This window comes from Amycolatopsis anabasis (assembly GCF_009765355.1).
GTDB classification, from domain to species: Bacteria; Actinomycetota; Actinomycetes; order Mycobacteriales; family Pseudonocardiaceae; genus Amycolatopsis; species Amycolatopsis anabasis.
Genome location: NZ_VTHK01000006.1, coordinates 17340 through 34019 on the forward strand (window position 1 = coordinate 17340; position 16680 = coordinate 34019).

The 16680-nt window shown below is 71.5% G+C and carries 14 protein-coding genes; 9 read left to right on the forward strand and 5 right to left on the reverse strand.

What is annotated here, in order from left to right; genetic code table 11:
• Positions 1-37 precede the first annotated feature (37 nt).
• The 3 genes from FXO23_RS09640 to FXO23_RS09650 all read right to left on the reverse strand — a co-directional run bounded on the left by FXO23_RS09640 (position 38) and on the right by FXO23_RS09650 (position 4104).
• Positions 38-1423 (reverse strand): class-II fumarase/aspartase family protein, encoded by a 1386-nt coding sequence (locus tag FXO23_RS09640; RefSeq protein ID WP_246257071.1) that lies wholly within the window; start codon positions 1421-1423, stop codon positions 38-40.
• The gene (locus tag FXO23_RS09645; protein WP_343034464.1) at positions 1420-3405 is read right to left on the reverse strand and encodes an FAD/NAD(P)-binding protein; all 1986 of its coding nucleotides are present in this window, start codon (positions 3403-3405) and stop codon (positions 1420-1422) included. Before FXO23_RS09645 ends, FXO23_RS09640 begins: the two co-directional genes overlap by 4 nt.
• 111 nt (positions 3406-3516) lie before the next feature.
• Positions 3517-4104 carry a TetR/AcrR family transcriptional regulator gene (locus FXO23_RS09650; RefSeq protein ID WP_158883114.1) on the reverse strand — a complete coding sequence of 196 codons (588 nt, stop codon included), beginning with the start codon at positions 4102-4104 and terminating at the stop codon, positions 3517-3519.
• A gap of 82 nt (positions 4105-4186) precedes the next feature.
• Here FXO23_RS09650 and FXO23_RS09655 point away from each other — a divergent pair, with 82 nt between their 5' ends.
• From FXO23_RS09655 to FXO23_RS09690, 8 genes are all read left to right on the forward strand, one after another.
• Entirely contained in the window at positions 4187-5323 is a 1137-nt protein-coding gene (locus FXO23_RS09655; protein WP_158883116.1) for an FAD-dependent oxidoreductase, read from the forward strand.
• Between the two features lie 48 nt (positions 5324-5371).
• A complete protein-coding gene (locus FXO23_RS09660) occupies positions 5372-5752 on the forward strand; it encodes a DUF6153 family protein (protein ID WP_158883118.1) in 381 nt (126 codons plus the stop codon).
• 68 nt (positions 5753-5820) lie between these two features.
• Positions 5821-6405: a DUF305 domain-containing protein gene (locus FXO23_RS09665; protein WP_158883120.1), complete on the forward strand. Its 585-nt coding sequence runs from the start codon at positions 5821-5823 to the stop codon at positions 6403-6405.
• 192 nt (positions 6406-6597) lie between these two features.
• Complete coding sequence (locus FXO23_RS09670; RefSeq protein WP_158883122.1) at positions 6598-6960, forward strand: BlaI/MecI/CopY family transcriptional regulator; 363 nt, start codon at positions 6598-6600, stop codon at positions 6958-6960.
• Positions 6957-7898: a M56 family metallopeptidase gene (locus FXO23_RS09675; RefSeq protein WP_158883124.1), complete on the forward strand. Its 942-nt coding sequence runs from the start codon at positions 6957-6959 to the stop codon at positions 7896-7898. Before FXO23_RS09670 ends, FXO23_RS09675 begins: the two co-directional genes overlap by 4 nt.
• A 783-nt stretch (positions 7899-8681) precedes the next feature.
• Positions 8682-9500 carry an SDR family oxidoreductase gene (locus FXO23_RS09680; RefSeq protein WP_158883126.1) on the forward strand — a complete coding sequence of 273 codons (819 nt, stop codon included), beginning with the start codon at positions 8682-8684 and terminating at the stop codon, positions 9498-9500.
• Between the two features lie 56 nt (positions 9501-9556).
• Positions 9557-10198 (forward strand): NAD(P)-dependent oxidoreductase, encoded by a 642-nt coding sequence (locus tag FXO23_RS09685; RefSeq protein ID WP_158883128.1) that lies wholly within the window; start codon positions 9557-9559, stop codon positions 10196-10198.
• A 74-nt stretch (positions 10199-10272) separates the two neighbouring features.
• The gene (locus FXO23_RS09690; protein WP_246257074.1) at positions 10273-10824 is read left to right on the forward strand and encodes a DUF6328 family protein; all 552 of its coding nucleotides are present in this window, start codon (positions 10273-10275) and stop codon (positions 10822-10824) included.
• Position 10825: 1 nt separating this feature from the next.
• On the opposite strand, the gene FXO23_RS09695 is transcribed toward FXO23_RS09690, so the two are convergent.
• Complete coding sequence (locus tag FXO23_RS09695; protein WP_246257076.1) at positions 10826-13630, reverse strand: ATP-binding protein; 2805 nt, start codon at positions 13628-13630, stop codon at positions 10826-10828.
• A 227-nt stretch (positions 13631-13857) separates the two neighbouring features.
• Here FXO23_RS09695 and FXO23_RS09700 point away from each other — a divergent pair, with 227 nt between their 5' ends.
• Complete coding sequence (locus FXO23_RS09700; protein WP_158883130.1) at positions 13858-14037, forward strand: hypothetical protein; 180 nt, start codon at positions 13858-13860, stop codon at positions 14035-14037.
• 107 nt (positions 14038-14144) lie between these two features.
• Here the strand turns inward: FXO23_RS09700 and FXO23_RS09705 are convergent, their stop codons facing one another.
• The gene (locus tag FXO23_RS09705; RefSeq protein ID WP_246257078.1) at positions 14145-16397 is read right to left on the reverse strand and encodes a molybdopterin-dependent oxidoreductase; all 2253 of its coding nucleotides are present in this window, start codon (positions 16395-16397) and stop codon (positions 14145-14147) included.
• Between the last annotated feature and the right edge of the window lie 283 nt (positions 16398-16680).

Here is a 16680-nt window from a genome sequence, read left to right on the forward strand (position 1 = left end):
TGCCTGAGTGTGTAACTCGCTTGCGGGGGAGGGGAATTTAGGCAAGCAGGCTGGCAGCGCGGGTGAGGACGCGGGCGGTGAGATCGGCCGAGGCGCCCAGGTACCGTTCCGGGTCCAGGAGTTCGGGCACCCGGTCCGCGAGGCCGTTGGCCAGTTCCGGGGTGGCGGCGAGCGTTTCGGCGAAGGGACGGCCTTCGTCCGCCGCCCGGCGGGCCACCCTGGCGAGCAGCTTCTTCGCGTTCGCCTTGCCCAGCGCCTCGGCCAGTTCGGCGTTGAGCCGTTCGGAAACGATACTGCCACCGGTCAGCCCGAGATTCTCACGAAGCCGCCCAGGATGCGCGATCAACCCCTCGGCCAACTCGGCGGCGGTACGCGCCGCCCCGGCGGTGAGCCGCAACGACTCCCGCAACGGCTGCCACTCCGCGTGCCAGCCACCCGCCGACCGCTCATCCTCGGCCACCAAACTCTGCACCAGAATCGACCCGTACGCCGGTACCTGGCGCGCCGCGGAAACCAGCAGCGTGGCCAGCACCGGATTCCGCTTCTGCGGCATCGCCGAAGACACACCCCGGCCCTCACCCGCCGGTTCGGTCACCTCACCGACCTCGGTACGGGACATCATCTGCACATCCACCCCGAACTTCCCCAGCGCCCCGGCCACGAACGCGCACGCCGCACCAAGATCCGCGATCGGCGTGCGCAACGCGTGCCACGGCACGACCGGTTCGGCCAGCCCCGCCTCCTCGGCGAAGACACGCACCAGCTCCACACCCCCACCGGCCGGGGAACCCGTGGCCAGCCGCGCATACGCCACATAGGACGCACACGTACCCGCCGCACCACCCAGCTGCGCCGGAAGCACCACCCGCGACACCCGCTCGAACGCGTCCAGCACCAGCTGCAACCACCCGGCGGCCTTGAGCCCGAACGTGATCGGCACCGCATGCTGGGTCAGCGTCCGCCCAGCCATCGGGGTGTTCCGATGCTCGGCCGCGAGCCGCGCCAGCGCCCACCCGGTTCGCCGCAAATCGGCCTCCACCACGGCCAGCACCCGACCCGACAAGACCATCGCCGCCGAATCCAGGATGTCCTGACTGGTGCCACCACGATGCACGTACTCCGCGGCCGCCGGATCCCGCGCGGCGACCGCCGCGGTGAACCGCTCCACCAGCACCACCACCGGATTCGCCGCACCCCGCGCCCGTTCGGCGACCTCGAGCAGATCCACCCCGTCCCCGCGCGCCACCGATTCGATCACCGCGGCCGCCGAACCCGGCACCACACCCAACCGCGCCTGCGCCCGAGCCAACGCCGCCTCGACATCCACCATGGCCCGCAACCAGGCCTCATCCGACACCAGCGCCCCCAGCCCGGTCCCCGCCCACACCGGGGCGAGCAGACCGGAATCGGTGCCGGGAGTCACGGTCGGTTCTCCTCGCGCCACGGCCGGGACTCGCTCAGCACTTCGGGCTGGTCCATCGACAACGCGGCCCGCGCGATGGCGTCGGCGTCACCGAGGATCACCGAGTTCACCCCGGGCCGGATCCCCGCCGCGGTCAGCCAGTGCACGGTCTCGGTCGGCACCCCGAACGCGAACCGCTTCGGATGCGCCCGGCCGGTGAGGTCGACCAGGTGGTACGGCCGCGGGGTCACCATCAGCCCGCCGGTTTCGTAGGCCGCGGCCGGGGCGTGCTCGCCTTCGGGAATCCGGTACCCGCGCCCCTGCCCGGTGGACACCAGGTAGCGCAGCAGCGGATCGGTGGTCCGCTCGATGTCGACCTCCGGCAGCCGCGCCTCCACCAGGGTCGTCACGTCGTACTGGGTCCCGGGCAGGCTGGTCGCGCCGACGCGGAAGCTCCGGCCGCCCGGCGCGGGCCCGGCCACCATGCCGGGCGGCAGCACGCGCAGCACACCCGCCTCGATGAGCGCGATCATCTCCTCGATCCGCCGCACCGGCGGGCCGATCGACAGGAACGCGTTGAGCGGGTTGTACCACTGCTCGAGTTCGTCGCGGTACGAACTTCCGCTCAGGCCACCGTGATCCACCACGAGCCGGATCTCGTTGCGCAGATCGCGCAGGACGTCCACGGCGGCCTTCAGCGGGCCGCGCACGTTGCCGAGTTTGGCCTGTGCCACGTCCTCGGCCAGATAGCCGAGCAGCCAGCGGAGGTATTCGTCGTGGTCGCGGAAGAACCGGGGACCCCACGGCCGGATCACCCGGTCCCAGCTCCACCGGTGCACCGGCGCGATCTGGTAGCGGTCCAGCAGCGCCGATTCGGACAGCCCGTCGACGTCGAGTTCGGCCATCGCCACGTAATCCCGCGCGAACGCGTCCCCGGCGGCCACGCCGTCCCGTTCGGTGAGCAGGGTGCGGTGGTACGCCAGCCGCACCTCGCGGGTGATCAGCGGCCACAGGTCGCGCCGGAAGCGCAACGGTCTGCCCTCGGCGACCCGGGAGCGGAACCAGCGGATCACCTCCGGGGTGAGGAACTTCGGCTCGTGCCGCCCCGCGGCGCCCTTCTGGTTCTCTCCCCTCGCGTGGTATGGAATCCCGCGCCGCGAACCGGCGAGCATCAGGGGCTCGCGGCCGGACGGCAGGTACTTCAACCGGCCGGACGCCCGGCGGAAGGTCCCGCCGCGGCCGGCGGTCAGCAGGGCCAGGTAGTCGAAGAAGTTCAGGCCCATTCCGCGCAATGCCACGGATTCGCCCGCGCGGATCCGGTCCAGAGCCACATCGGCGGGATTGCCCGGCGGGAAGTACCGCAGCCCGCGTTCCTCGGCGAACCGGAGCAGCGCGCGTTCCGTTTCGGTCGGTTCCATACCGACGTGCCCCTGCGCCAGCACCACCGCGTCCACATCGGCGAGCCGGGTGCCGTCGTCGAGGGTCACCACCTGCGTGCCGTCGACGTTGTCGTCGAGCGCGACCGCGACCCGGCGGTGCGAGACGATCGAAACCCGTGCCGGTGCGGTGCTCACCACGCGCCGCAGCACCCAGCCGACGTAATGGCCGTAGAACGACCGGGACGGATAGGCGTCCGGGGTCAGGCGCCGCGCTTCGGCGAGCACCTTCTCGGGATACTCGTCCAGCCCGTCCATCACCGTGAGCACCCGGGCCCAGTCGTACAGGCTCGGGCCGGTCACCACCGGCCCGCGGCAGTCCACGCTGTCGTCGGTGAACATGGTGACCTGCGAGGCCACGGTGTTCATCAGCAGTTCGCCGGGCTGCGCGGTGCGCCACACCCGGCCACCGCCGTCGCATTCCGCGTCGATCAGGTGCACGGTAATCGGTGCGCCGGGGGCCATCGCGTTGGCGCAAATGCGTTCCACCACCGACACACCGCGCGGACCCGCGCCCACGACGCAGATCACCAGGGAATCAGAACCGACCTCGTCGACCGACATCATTCCTCCGGCTATCTGCCGTACTCGATCCCCGGCGGCAAGTGAATGCGAAGAACTGAGTTCCACCTTCGCAGTGCCCGCTAAAGAACCGAGCGAACGCGGTCAGCGCGCGGATCACGCGAGGCCGAAGTCACCCCAGCCGTCCGCCAACCGGGCGAAGATCTCGTTCAGCGCTCGCGCGGGATCCTCCCGGCCGTGCACCAGGCTCCGGGCCTGCAGGGCGAAATGGGCGAGGGCCACCACGGTCAGGTCGTCCGCCGCGGCGCCGGTGGTCTCGGCGATGGCCCGGGCGAGCGCCGCCTCGTGCCGCATCCACATGCGGTGCCCGTACTCCCGCAGCGCCGGGGTGCTCTCCACGAGCCGAAGGAAGGCCCGCATCTCGGGCTCCGCGGCGTCGGCGGCGGAGCGCACCGCCACCAGGTGCTCGCGCAGGGCCTCGACCACCGGCACCCCGGGCGCGCGGTCGCGCACCGCCGCCACCAGGGCGGCTTCCAGGTTCGCGTCCTCGTCGAAGACCAGCGCTTCCTTGCCGGGGAAGTGCTTGAACAGCGTCGTGACCGCGACATCGGCGGCGTCGGCGACGTCCTTGACGCTCACCTGGTCGTAGCCGCGTTCCAGGAACAGCCGCAGCGCGGCGTCGGAGATGGCACGGCGGGTCTGCGCCTTCTTGCGTTCCCGGCGCCCGACGGGTTGCTCGGTCATCGGGACACAATACCCCAATCGTGTATTGGTTCCAAACGTGTAGTTGTTGCACTTTCGTAATGGCCGTGCTTCGCTGACGATCATGAACAGTGCGCCCCGCATCGCGATAATTGGCGCCGGCCCCGGCGGTTTGACTTGCGCGAACATCCTGCAACGGCACGGCATTCCGGTCACCGTCGCCGAGCGCGACGCCGCTCCCGACACCCGGCCCCAGGGCGGCACGCTGGACCTGCACGCCGACTCCGGTCAGCTCGCGCTGAGCGCGGCGGGCCTGCTCGACGAGTTCCTGGCGATCTCCCGCCCCGAGGGGCAGGAGACGCGGTTGCTGGACCGCGCGGGAACCGAACTGTTCCGCCACACGCCCCGCCCCGGCGAACTCGCCAAACCCGAGATCGACCGCGGGCAGTTGCGCCGCCTCCTGCTCGACGCCCTGGCGCCGGGCACCGTCCGGTGGGGCCGCGCCCTGCGGACGGTGCGTCCGCTCGGCGACGGAACCCACCGGGCGGTCTTCGAAGACGGCAGCACCGGCGACTTCGACCTGGTCGTCGGCGCCGACGGGGCGTGGTCCCGGGTCCGGCCGCTGCTCTCGGACGCCACGCCCGGCTACACCGGGATCACGTTCGTGGAGACCGGGCTCGACGATGCCGACACCCGCCACGCCGCACTCGCCGAGCTGATCGGCCGCGGCATGATGATGGCCCTCGCCCCGGACCGGTGCCTGTTCGCGCAGCGCAACAGCAACCACCACATCCGCGTCTACGTCGCCTTCCGCGGCCCGCGCGACTGGTACCGGGCCGCCGGTGTCGATCTCCGCGACCCGCGGGCCGTGCGCGCCGCGCTGCTGGCGAAGTTCGCCGACTGGGACTCCTCGTTGCTGGCGATGGTGCGGGACGCCGACGGCGGTTTCGTCAACCGCCCGCTGTTCGCGCTGCCCGTCGGGCACTCCTGGGACCACGTTCCCGGCCTGACCCTGCTCGGCGACGCCGCGCACCTGATGTCGCCGTTCGCCGGGATGGGCGTGAACCTCGCCATGCTCGACGGGGCCGAACTCGCCCGGGCCGTGCTCACCGAGTCCGGCCTCGCCGCCGCCGTGAAGGCCTACGAAACGACCATGCTGCCCCGTTCCGCCGAGGCCGCCCGGGACTCCGCGACGGGGTGCGAGAACTCGTTCGCCGCCGACGCCCCCTACCGCACCCTCCGGGAATGGCGGCGGCACTGACCCATACGTCCACTATGGACAAACGGCCGCCTCGCGTATGGTTGATGCGTGGGTCGGCGGCTCGCGAAGACGTGCGCGCGGTGGGTGCTGCTGTGCGCCCTGGCGCTCGGCGTGGTCGCGATGCACCACGTCGGCGCCGAGGGGCATCCGGGCGCCGCGCACGCGATGTCGGCGCCGATGCTCGAATCCGCCACGCCGCAGGCGAGCGGTGAGCACCCGGCGACCGGTGGCCAGCACGATCCGTTCCACCTGTGCCTGGCCGTCCTGGCCGGGTTCGCCGCGCTCGTGCTGTCCCTCTGGCTGCTGTTCACCCGGCGCGCCCCCGATCCCGCGGCGACCATCCGCACGGCGAGCCGCGCCCTGGCCAGGTCTCCCCCGCCCCGGCCCGGACGGGATCTCCTCCTCACCACCTGCGTGTTCCGGCTGTGATCGGCCCGCACCGCGCCTTCGCGGTGCCCGCTGACCTGCCCGGATACCCCTTCCAGTGAGGAAACACCATGCGTACCACCAGAATCGTCGCCCTCGTCCTGTCCGCTTTCGCCACCACCGCCGTGCTGGCGGGCTGCTCCGGTGGCGATGAACACTCGACCATGCCCGGCACATCGACCAGTGCCGCGGCGCGGGCGGACCACAACCAGGCGGACGTGACGTTCGCGCGGCAGATGATCCCGCACCACCAGCAGGCCGTGGAGATGGCGAAACTGGTGCCCTCGCGGACGCGGAACGCGCAGGTCGTCGACCTGGCGAACCGCGTCCAGCAGGCCCAGGATCCGGAGATCCGGCTGATGACCGGCTGGCTGACCGCCTGGGCCGCCCCGGCCTCGATGGGCCACGACGGCCACGGCGGTATGCCCGGGATGATGGCGCCGGATGCGATGACCGCGCTCGGCCAGGCCAGGGACGCCGACTTCGACCGGCGGTGGCTGAGCATGATGATCGAGCACCACCAGGGCGCGATCACCATGGCCGAAGCCGAGCTCCGGGATGGTTCGAACGCCGAAGCCAAGCAGTTGGCCCAGCGGATCATCGACGCCCAGCGCGGCGAGATCACCACGATGAACGCCCTGCTCGGCACCAGCTGAGCGCACCGTCCCCGATGCGGCGTTCGGGGCGTTGAATGACACCAATGTGGCTTTCGGGGCGTCCAGTGCCCCGAAAGCCACATTGGGGGACTTCGGTACCGGGGGCCCGCATGGACGCCCGCTCCCCGTCCCGAGACCAGAAAACCTCATCGGGAGCTTTCCGGGGGACGTATTCTGTGACGCGGAGGTGTCATGCGGCCACTGGGTGAACTCGAAGCGGCGATCATGGACGTGCTGTGGCGCACGCGCGAACCGATGCGGGTGCGCGAGGTGCTCGAGCAGCTCAACCAGCGCCGCAACCTCGCCTACACCACGGTGATGACCGTGCTGGACAACCTGCACCGCAAGGACTGGGTGCGGCGCGATGTGGACGGACGCGCGTACCGGTACCGCCCGGCGACCAGCCGCGAGGAGGCCGCCGCCCGCGCCCTGCGGGACGTGCTGGACTCCACCGGTGATCCGGAGTCGGTCCTGCTGCACTTCGCGAAGTCGGTGTCCCCCAGCGAATCCGAGGTGCTGCGCCGGGCCCTCCGCAAACGACCGGGGAAGCGATGATCCTCGCCGCCGCCCTCCTGCTCGGCGCCGCACTGGTCATCTGGTGGGCGCCGCGGCCGTTGCACCGCCTGGCGCTGTCCAGAATGGACCCCCGCGCGGTGATCGCCTGCTGGCTGGCCGCGGTGACCGGGGTCGCGGTCAGCGTGATCGCCGCGGTGACCCTGCTCGCGTTGCCCCACCACGGGCCCGCCGGGGCGATCGCGCACGCGCTGAACGCGAGCTGGGCCGGATACGGCCACGAGGATTTCCCGGACCTCGACCAGATCGTGGCCGTCCCGTGCCTGGTGATCGTGACGGCCGTGGCGTGGCGGCTCGGGAAGTCCGCGGTCATCCGGCGGCGGCGCAGCACCCTGCTGCAGGACCGGCACCTGGAGGCGCTGCGCATCCTGCACCCGGATTCCTCAGGCGACGTGCGAACCCTGTGGCTCGACCACGACCGGCCGATGGCCTACAGCGTGGGCGGCCGGCAGGCACTCGTGGTCGCCACCCAGGGGCTCGCCGATCGGCTGTCCACTCAGGAGCTTCGCGCGGTGTTCGCGCACGAGCACGCCCACCTGCGGGGGCGGCATCACCGCCTGATCGGGTTCGCCGAGGTCGTCGGCAAGGCGTTGTGGTTCCTGCCGCTGACCCGGCAGGCCCCGGTGGCCTTGCGCATCCTCGCCGAACTCGCCGCCGACCGCGCGGCCGCCGCCGAATGCGGCATCGATCCGCTGCGCTCCGCCCTGGTCACCCTGTGCGGGAGCGACTGCCCACCGCAATCCCTGGCCATGTCCGGCGCCGACACCCACCTCCGCCTGCAACGCCTGGCAACCGCGGGCCCGATCTCCCGCGCACGCACCCACCTGCTGGCCGCGGCCAGCATCACCACCGCCGCCCTGGCCCCCCTACTCACCGCCAGCACCCTATTACTCTGCGCCGACCTAACCCTCCGCCTCTAAACCCAGCACAAAACTCGCCACACACGGCGACCTACCAAGGATCCCAAGCAGAAGCCCCACAACACCAAACGCCCACCTACGGGGTCCGGGGGCTCGCCCCCCGGCTGGGGCGTGGGGGCTGGGCCCCCACAAAAACACCTGCAGCGCCCCACCGGTCTGCGCCTTCCGCAGACACACTCCCCCGGGGGGCGCTGGGTAAGGGCCCCAGGGGGACAAAGCCCCTACCCAGCGAGGCGCGACGGCTTGGCTCGTGGGGGGAGCGAGCACTTGCTGCGTCGCGCGAGCAGCCGGCTGCGGTGCATCCCGCGATAACCAGCTACTAGCGGCAATAGTAGCTGCTATCTCCGCCGAACGCCAGTAACGCGTGCCGCTAGAACACCGTTTAACTCACTCATTTCCGGTGTAACCCACGAAGATCACAAAAACAAATCGAATCGGATAAGTCACACACACTTCCCTTTACCCGGCCACAGCCGCCGAACTTGGTGCACCAGAAGGGATCCCGCGAGCGGGACAACCAAAGACCGGCCGCTCACGGGTTATGCAAACGTATGCATCGCGGCAATTTGGGTACATGTGTCCCACATTTGCGAACGTCGAACTCTCGTGCACGAACGTGCAATTCACATGCCGGGAAAGTGGAACTCGCGTACCTAAATATCGAGCAAGAAGGGATACACCGTTTAGCAAGGCGTGAGCCCCGTGGCCACTCCGGCCGAAACCTGAACCAAGGCAATAAGTATACTCGGTTACACTTTCCCTGGAGGCTATCGAGGAGGCGGGATGCGGGTTTGGTTCGTGACCGGGGCGGCACGCGGCTTCGGGCGGGAGATCGCCCGGCAGGCGCTCGAGCACGGCGACGCGGTCGTGGCCACCGCGCGACGCCCCGAACAGGTCACCGCCGGACTGCCCGGCTACCCGGACCGGTTGCGCGCGGTGCGCCTGGACGTGACCGACGAGGCCGAGGCCCGGGACGCGGCGGCGGCCGCGGTCGACGCGTTCGGCCGGATCGACGTGCTGGTGCACAACGCCGGGCGCGGGCTGTTCGGCGCGGTCGAGGAGACCTCGCTCGGCGAGGCGAGGACCGTGTTCGACACCAACGTGTTCGGCGTGCTCGCGGTGACGCGGGCGGTCCTGCCGGTGCTCCGGGCCCAGCGCTCCGGCCACGTGCTCCTGATGAGTTCGATGGGCGGCTTCGCCTCGGGCGCCGGGTTCGGCGTCTACGCGGCCACCAAGTTCGCGGTCGAAGGCCTCGGCGAGGCCCTGCGCGAGGAGCTCGCCCCGTTCGGGATCGCGGTCACGATCGTCGAGCCCGGCGTGTTCGACACCGGATTCGGCCTGACCGGTTCGGATCTGGTGGCCGGGAAGATCGCGGACTACGCGGCCCAGGGCGCCGAGCGGTACGAGGACGACACCCCGCCGGGCGACCCGGCCGCGGGCGCCGCCGCGATCTGGGCGGTCACCACGCTGGCCGCTCCCCCGCTCCGGCTGCCGCTGGGCGCGGACGCGTTCGCGCGGATCCGGCAGAAGCTCGAGTCGGTCACCGCCGAGCTGTCCGATTCGCGTAACTATCGTTGCGGAAACCCAGGTCACCGCGATTAGCGTCCGGCGACAGCGGCCCGGCGAACCCCCGCCGGGCCCGGTCGAACGGAGCGAATATGAGCAACATCGTCGTCTTCGGCGCGGGAGGCCGCGCGGGCCGCCACGCCGTCGCCGAGGCCGAGTCCCGCGGTCACCGGGTCACCGCGGTGGTGCGGGATCCGGCGAAGTATCCGGGCCTGGCCGCGAACGTGGTGGCCGGGGACGTCACCAGCGCGGACAGCGTCGCGGCGGTCGCCGCCGGGCACGACGCGGCGATCAGCACCGTGGCCCGGCTCGACGTGCCGTCCGCGGAGTTCTACGTCGCCGCCGCGCACGCCCTGCTCGAGGGCCTGCCCCGGGCCGGGGTGGGCCGGCTGGTCGCGGTCGGCATCGGCAGCCTGCTGGAGACCGCACCGGGCGTCCGGGTGGTCGACGCACCGGACGTCCCGGCCGACGCGCGGGCGTTCTCCCTGGGGCACGCCGCCGAACTCGCCGCGTTCCGGGCCGCGGACACCGAACTCGACTGGCTGGTCCTCGCCCCGCCGCCGACCCTGCTCGACAACGACGCCCCGCGTACCGGCCACTACCGGATCGGCGGCGAGCGGGTGCTGCCCGAGCGCGAGGACGGTGGGTTGTTCCGGTACGCCGACCTCGCGGTCGCCCTGGTGGACGAGGTCGAGACGCCGAAGCACCACCGAGCGCAGGTAGCCGTCGCGTGAACAACTGGCGACCAGCGGGCAACATTCGGACATACGTCAACTGACCGATGTGTCGGGGCGCGGGGTGGGTGATCGTGAACCACGTGTCCAAGAACCTCACCACCCCGCCCCGGCACCGGAGAGTGCCCGCCGAGCCCACCCCGCACGATCTCTGGAACTACACCGCGCGCGGCGAGAGCCCGAGCCAGCGGCTGGACCGCAACTACGGCGAGATCCTGCAGGAACTGCGCGTCGCGCAGACCGGTGTGCAGCTGCTGCTGGCGTCCCTGCTGATGGTCGCGTTCACCCCGGCCTTCACGAGTTTCACCAGCTTCCAGCGGCACGTCTACGTGATCGGCCTGATCCTCGGCGCCGCCGCGAAGGCGCTGCTCATCGCCCCGGCCGCGTTCCACCGCATGGTCTTCCGGCGCCGCCTGAAGAGCGAACTCGTCCGGTCGGCGAACGTGTTCACCCTCTGCGGCCTGGCCCTGCTCATGCTGGCGCTCACCGCGGCGCTGCTGCTCATCCTCTCGGTCGTGCTGGGCCCGCGCCAGGCCGCGTGGATCGCCGGTGGCACGCTGCTCTGGTTCTCCCTGCTGTGGTACGTCTTCCCGCTCTGGAGCCGCAAGCGCCACGGCTCGCGGTGAGCTAGCCCAACGCGTTCCGGCGCAATCCGGCCTCGCGGGCGATGTCGGTGCGGGAGTGGACTTCGAGCTTGGTCAGGATGTGCGAGACGTGCGTGCCGACCGTCCGCGGGGACAGGAACAGTTTCGCGGCGATCTGCGGGTTCGTCAGCCCCTCGGCCACCAGCGCGGCGATCTTCGATTCGGCCGGGGTGAGGCTTTCCCAGCCGTGGCTGGACTTCCGGTGCGCGGCACGCGGGCCGCGGCGGATGCCGAACGCGCGCATCCGCGCCCCGAGGCGGGCCTCGTCCCAGGCGGCGCCGAGCGACCGGTAGCAGTCCACCGCGCGGGAGAACGCGGCTCGTGCCGAACTCCGGTCCCCCGCCTCGGCGAACGTGCGGGCAGCGGCCTCCAGCGCCTTCGCGCTGGGCAGGGGGCGGCCGGCATCGCGGTACCGGTCGGCCGCGCGCAGCAGCCGGGCCGGATCCCGGTCGAGCAGTCCCCGGCAGTACTGGGCCGCGGCGTACCGGCGCGGGGCCTCGGTGCGATCGGCGTGCGCCCGGATCCGGGCGGTGACCGCCCGTGCCGTGGCCTCCTCGCCCGCCTCGACCGCGAGCCGCACGGTCTCCGGGAGCAGGTCCTCGACATCGGCCAGCTCGGCGAGCGCGGTCAGTTCGCCCAGCGCCCGCGCCGGATCGCCGTCCTGTTCGGCCGCCAGCGCGTGGGCCAGCGCGAGCGGGCCGACCGCCCGGCTGCCGAGCCGGTCCGCGTAAGGCGCCGCCGACTCCAGGTGTTCGCGGGCCGCCTCGACGTCACCGCGGTGGAAGCAGATCACCGCGGCGACCCCGTGATCGCAGCACACCACGCTCGGATCCTTCAGCCCGGCCGGGAAAACGTCCACTTCGGCCAGTGCCTGGTCCCAGCCGCCGGTGTCGAGCAGCAGTTGCCCGAGTGCGCTGCAGGCCTGGATGAGGCGCACCACGTTGCCGGTGCGTTCGGCTTCCGCGCGGACCGCGGCGACCGCGGCGGTGGCTTCGGCGTACCGGTCGAGATCCCCCAGCGTCACGGCCTGGTTGATGCGCAGCAGCAGGTGCAGATCGGTGAGTTCCGGATCGCCCTGCGCCGCGTCGATGGCCCGGTCGAACAGCGGCAGCGCCGCGGCCATCTCGCCCCGCATCATGGAAACCAGCACGAGCACGTGCAGCGCCCACCCGATGGCCGCGCGATCGCCGTGCTCCTCGCCCAGCGCCAGCGCCTGGGTGGCGACCTCCTCGGCGCGCTCGACCTCACCGAGATCGCGATGCGCCCGCGCGCGCAGCACCAGCAGTCGCGCCCGGTGGCCCGCGGTGAGCCCGGGGACGTCCAGGGCCCGGCGCAACGCGTCGAGCGATTCGGCCGACCGGCCGCTCATCGCCCGGCACTGGGCGAGCGTTCCGTGCAGGTCGATCAGCAGATCGGGATCGGTGATCCGGTCCAGGGCGCGCGCGGCGACCCGTTCCGCCTCGCCCGCCTCGCCGACGCGGTACAGCGCCTCGGCCAGCCGCCCGGTCAGCACCCCGCGCGGCCCGGGCCCGGGCTCGGCCCCGTCGAGCGCGCCGCGCAGCAGGTCGACGGCCACCCCGGGCGCGCGGCCGACCAGCGCGGGCGCCGCGCCGACCAGCCAGCGGGTCACCCAGTCCTCGGTGCCGCCGGTGTGCCCGGCGACGGTCGGCAGCAGTTGCCGGGCGACCCGGTCGGCGGGCGCGCCGGATTCGGCGAGTGCGCGGGCGGCGTCCCGGTGCCAGGCGGTGCGCACGGTCAGCGGGAGTTCGTCGTACAGCGCGGCGCGGATGAGCGGGTGGCGGAACGCGAGCCCCTCGCCGGACTCGATCAGGATCCCCAGGGCGCGGGCGTCGTCGAGCACGGGCAGCAGGCGGACGGTCGCCAGCCCGGCGACGGTGGTGAGATCCGAAACGGAGAACTCCACGCCCAGCAACGCGGCGGACCGCAGGACGTTCAGGGCCGTGCCGGACAGGAAGCCCAGCCGGTCGGCGATCGCCTCGGACAGCGACGCCGGGGTCCCGCCGCCGGTGACCTCGGCGACCCCGCCCGCGTTCACGGTCAGGCGCCCGGCACGGGCGAGCGAGTGCACGAGTTCGGTGAGGTACAACGGGTTTCCCGCCGCGCCGTCGGCCAGCCGCAGCAGTTCGCCGCTGGGTTTCCCGCCCGAGAGGACGCCCACCAGTTCGGCCACGTCGGCGTCGGGCAGCGGCCCCAGCCGCATGCGCGCGGCCGGGCGGACCGCGCGGCGCAGGGCCATCACGTCGTCCCGGCGCGGCACCGGACGCAGAATCCCCAGGAGCAGCAAGGGAAGCTGGCGCACCGAGCGGGCGAGCCGGCCCCAGAGGGTCACCGTGTGGTGGTCCGCCCAGTGCAGGTCGTCGACGACCAGGACCGTCGGCCCGGCGCCGCACAATTCCTCCACCCAGACGAGCAGATGTTCGGCGATGGCGCCGGAAAGGTCCACACCCCGGCCGACCGGTAGCTCGCCGCGCAGCACGCGCGCGATGGTCGCGGCGCGGGACCCCTGCGGCGAATCGTAGATCCGCAGCCCCTCCAGCAGCGGTACCAGCGGGAGTTCCTGGCCGAGTTCGTCGGCGTTGCCCCAGAACACCTGGCAACCGCTTTCGGCGGCCTGGGCGCAGGCCGCGCGGACGAGCGAGGATTTGCCGATGCCCGGCTCCCCCTCGACCAGCACCGCGCGCCCGTACCCGGACCCGACGCCGTGCACCCAACCGGCCAACCGGGACAGCTCGCCATCCCGGCCGATCAGCGAATCCGCGCGCGCCACACCAACAACAATACCGTATTAACGAATAGTTAACAACCGCCGAAAATGTCACCAATAATGGCGCTCAAGATTAATTGATCGCATTCATTTCGCCACATTCAGTTGGCGTTCTATTAATCAACGCTTCCCCGCCAGGTAGGCGGGAACTGCCACGCTGGCGCCTGGTTCGCGCGAAACCACGATTTCCACCGCAATTTTCGATCTTCCCTTGATCAGACGGAGGAATCATGCCGGACAAACGGCGCGTAACCCTGATCGCCGCGGCCGTTTTGAGCGCCGCCGCATTCGTCACCGTGGCCCCGTCGGCGGAAACCACCGGTCAGCGCGACGGCGTGACCGTGCTCGAGCAGTGCCCGGAAAGCATGGGCTACAACTGCGTCGGCACCGACAGCATGGGCTACAACTGATCCGGTGCTCAACCGCGATCATTCCGCGGCATCCGCCGGTCGCCCTCGATCCGGGCAGGCTGTTAGGAGGGGTCCCCTCATGACGAATTTTGTCCGGAGGGGTCCCCTCATGACACCTCTACTCGGGTGGCGGCGAGTGGTTCCACGCGTGCGGGTACGTGTTTGTGCCAGGGGGTGCCCGCGATCGGGTCCCGCCGGAGCAGGCTGGTGAGCTCGTTGAGCGCGACCCCGGTGGCCACCGGCTCGCCGTCGCCGCCGGGGTAGTCGAGGCCGTAACCGTTGGGCAGGGAAATGTGGCCGGGCTGCATCATGTCGCTCACCTCGACCACGGCCTCGGCGGCGCCGCGCTCGGTGACGATCCGGGCGCGGCCACCCGTGTCCAGGCCGAGGCGTTCGGCGTCGTCCGGGCTGATCCGCAGCGCGCCCTCGGCGTCCCGGCGGCGCCAGGCGGGATCGCGGTAGAGCGCGTTGGCGGTGAACGACCGCCGCTCCCCCGCGGACAGCACGAACGGGAAGTCCGTGCTCACCCAGCTCGCCTCGGCCCCGGTCAGCCCGCGCAGCTCGTCGAGCAGCTCACCGATCTCCAGCCGGAACCGGCGATCGGCATGCCGCACGTAGTGCCAGGTGTCCGGGTAGTCGTCCACGGTGAACACCACCCCGGACCGGCTGGTGAGGATCGCGTCGAACAGCTCGTCGCCGCCCGCGAACCCGGCGCGGCGCACCGCGTCCGGATTGGTCATCGCGCAGAGGTGCGCCGCGCCCCACAGCGCCGCCGCGGCGCGGGCGCCGTCCGGCAGGGTCGGCCCGAGCGTTTCGTACAGGATGTGCGGCGCCATCCGCATCAGCCCGGGATCCGTTGCCACGGTGGCGAAAAACGCCTCGGCGAACTTCTCGCGGCCCTGTTCGGCCGCGTCGCGCAGCGGGGCGAGCACGGATTCGTCCACCGCGTCCAGGGCGCGCAGCAGGCGGGCGTGGATCTCCGGTTCGGGCAGGGTGCCCGGCAGCGGCTCGAGGATCGGGGCGCGCAGGTGGAACGCGTTGCGCGGGAACTCCAGGGTGAAGAAGGTGGCTTCCCACTTCTCGAACTGGCTGGCCGCGGGCAGCACGTAATCGGCCTCCCGCGCGGTCTCGGTGAACGCCACGTCGACGACCACCGTCAGATCCAGCGCGCGCATCGCCTCCCGGAACCGCCGCGCGTCCGCCAGCGAGCTGACCGGGTTCGCGCTTTCCACGATCATCGCGCGGAACCGTTCGGGGTGGTCGGTGCGGATCTCCTCGGCGATCGAATTGCACGGCAGGTACCCGGCGATGATCCGCGCGCCGGTCACCGGTGACCGGCCCTCGCGCCCCGGCGAGGCGAGCGGCACCAGCCACGAATGCAGGCTCATCGCGCCGCGTTTGGCGAAGTTGCCGGTGAGGATCCACAGCAGTTTGGCGAGGTACGAGCACAGCGTGCTGTGCGGCCCCTGCTGGATGCCCAGGTCCTCGTGCTCGGCGACGCTGCCCGCGGTGCCGATGCGGCGGGCGGCCGCGCGGATCAGGTCCTCGGGCACCCCGCAGCGGCCCGCGTAGTCCGCGACCGGCACCTCGGCGAGCAGCTCGAGCACGGGTTCCGCGCCGGTGGTGTGCTGGTCCAGGAATTCGTGGTCCACCAGGTCTTCCTGAACGAGCACGCCGAGCATCGCGGCCAGGCACCACGCGTCGGTGCCCGGGCGCACCCGGAGGTGGAAATCGGCCATCGCGGCGGTCTCGCTGCGCCGCGGGTCGAACACGATCAGCGTGCGATCCGGATCCGCGGCCAGTTCGCGCAGCCACGGCCGGGCCCGCGGGAACTGGTGCGACTGCCACGGGTTGTTGCCGACCAGCACCACGACCTCGGCGTGTTCCAGATCGGCGGCGGTGTGGCCGCCGTAGAGCTGCCCGTCGACCCACATCTCGCCGGTCTTCTCCCGGGCCAGCGCGTTGGACCGGTACTTCGCGCCCAGCGCCTGCAGCAGGGCGCGGGAGTACGAGCCGCCGAGGTGGTTCCCCTGCGCGCCGCCGCCGTAGTAGAAGATCTTGTCGCCGCCGTGGACGTCGCGCACCCGCGCCAGCCGCTCGGCGATCTCCGCGATCGCGGTGTCCCAGTCGATCTCCTCGTAACCGCCGTCCGGTCGCCGCCGCAGCGGGCTGGTCAGCCGGTCCCGGCCGTTCTGGTAGTGGTCCAGCCGCAACGCCTTCTCGCAGGTGTACCCGGCGGAATGCGGGTGTTCCTTGTCGCCGCGGATCCGGACGAACCGCCGGTCCCGCGCGGTGATCTCGACACCGCAGTTGGCGGCGCACAGGATGCACGCCGTTTTCCCGGTCACTTCCGTGCTCACGCGATCCCTCCGACCATGCCGCCGGGCGAAACTATGACGGCCACCATAACGCCCCGGAGCGGCCGCGTCTATGACGGCTGTCATAAAACTAATTCGGATGACAGGGCCTCGAACCTCCTGGCAGGCTGGCGCGCATGTTCCTCGCGGCCGTCTCCGATACACCCGCGGGCTTCGGCCTGCCGGGTGCGGTCGCGGCCGCCCTCGCCTGGCTGGACGGCGCCCGAAGCTGACCCTTCCCCCTTCCTCAGGACCAGCGGGGAAGGGTGGCTTTCGTCGTGGGCGC

Excerpts from the sequence above, each read along its gene's own strand:
- FXO23_RS09670 (WP_158883122.1), top strand. The coding sequence starts at position 6,598 with ATGCGGCCACTGGGTGAACTCGAAGCGGCGATCATGGACGTGCTGTGG.
- FXO23_RS09650 (WP_158883114.1), bottom strand. The coding sequence starts at position 4,104 with ATGACCGAGCAACCCGTCGGGCGCCGGGAACGCAAGAAGGCGCAGACC.
- FXO23_RS09680 (WP_158883126.1), top strand. The coding sequence starts at position 8,682 with ATGCGGGTTTGGTTCGTGACCGGGGCGGCACGCGGCTTCGGGCGGGAG.
- FXO23_RS09700 (WP_158883130.1), top strand. The coding sequence starts at position 13,858 with ATGCCGGACAAACGGCGCGTAACCCTGATCGCCGCGGCCGTTTTGAGC.
- FXO23_RS09675 (WP_158883124.1), top strand. The coding sequence starts at position 6,957 with ATGATCCTCGCCGCCGCCCTCCTGCTCGGCGCCGCACTGGTCATCTGG.
- FXO23_RS09665 (WP_158883120.1), top strand. The coding sequence starts at position 5,821 with ATGCGTACCACCAGAATCGTCGCCCTCGTCCTGTCCGCTTTCGCCACC.
- FXO23_RS09645 (WP_343034464.1), bottom strand. The coding sequence starts at position 3,405 with ATGATGTCGGTCGACGAGGTCGGTTCTGATTCCCTGGTGATCTGCGTC.
- FXO23_RS09655 (WP_158883116.1), top strand. The coding sequence starts at position 4,187 with ATGAACAGTGCGCCCCGCATCGCGATAATTGGCGCCGGCCCCGGCGGT.
- FXO23_RS09685 (WP_158883128.1), top strand. The coding sequence starts at position 9,557 with ATGAGCAACATCGTCGTCTTCGGCGCGGGAGGCCGCGCGGGCCGCCAC.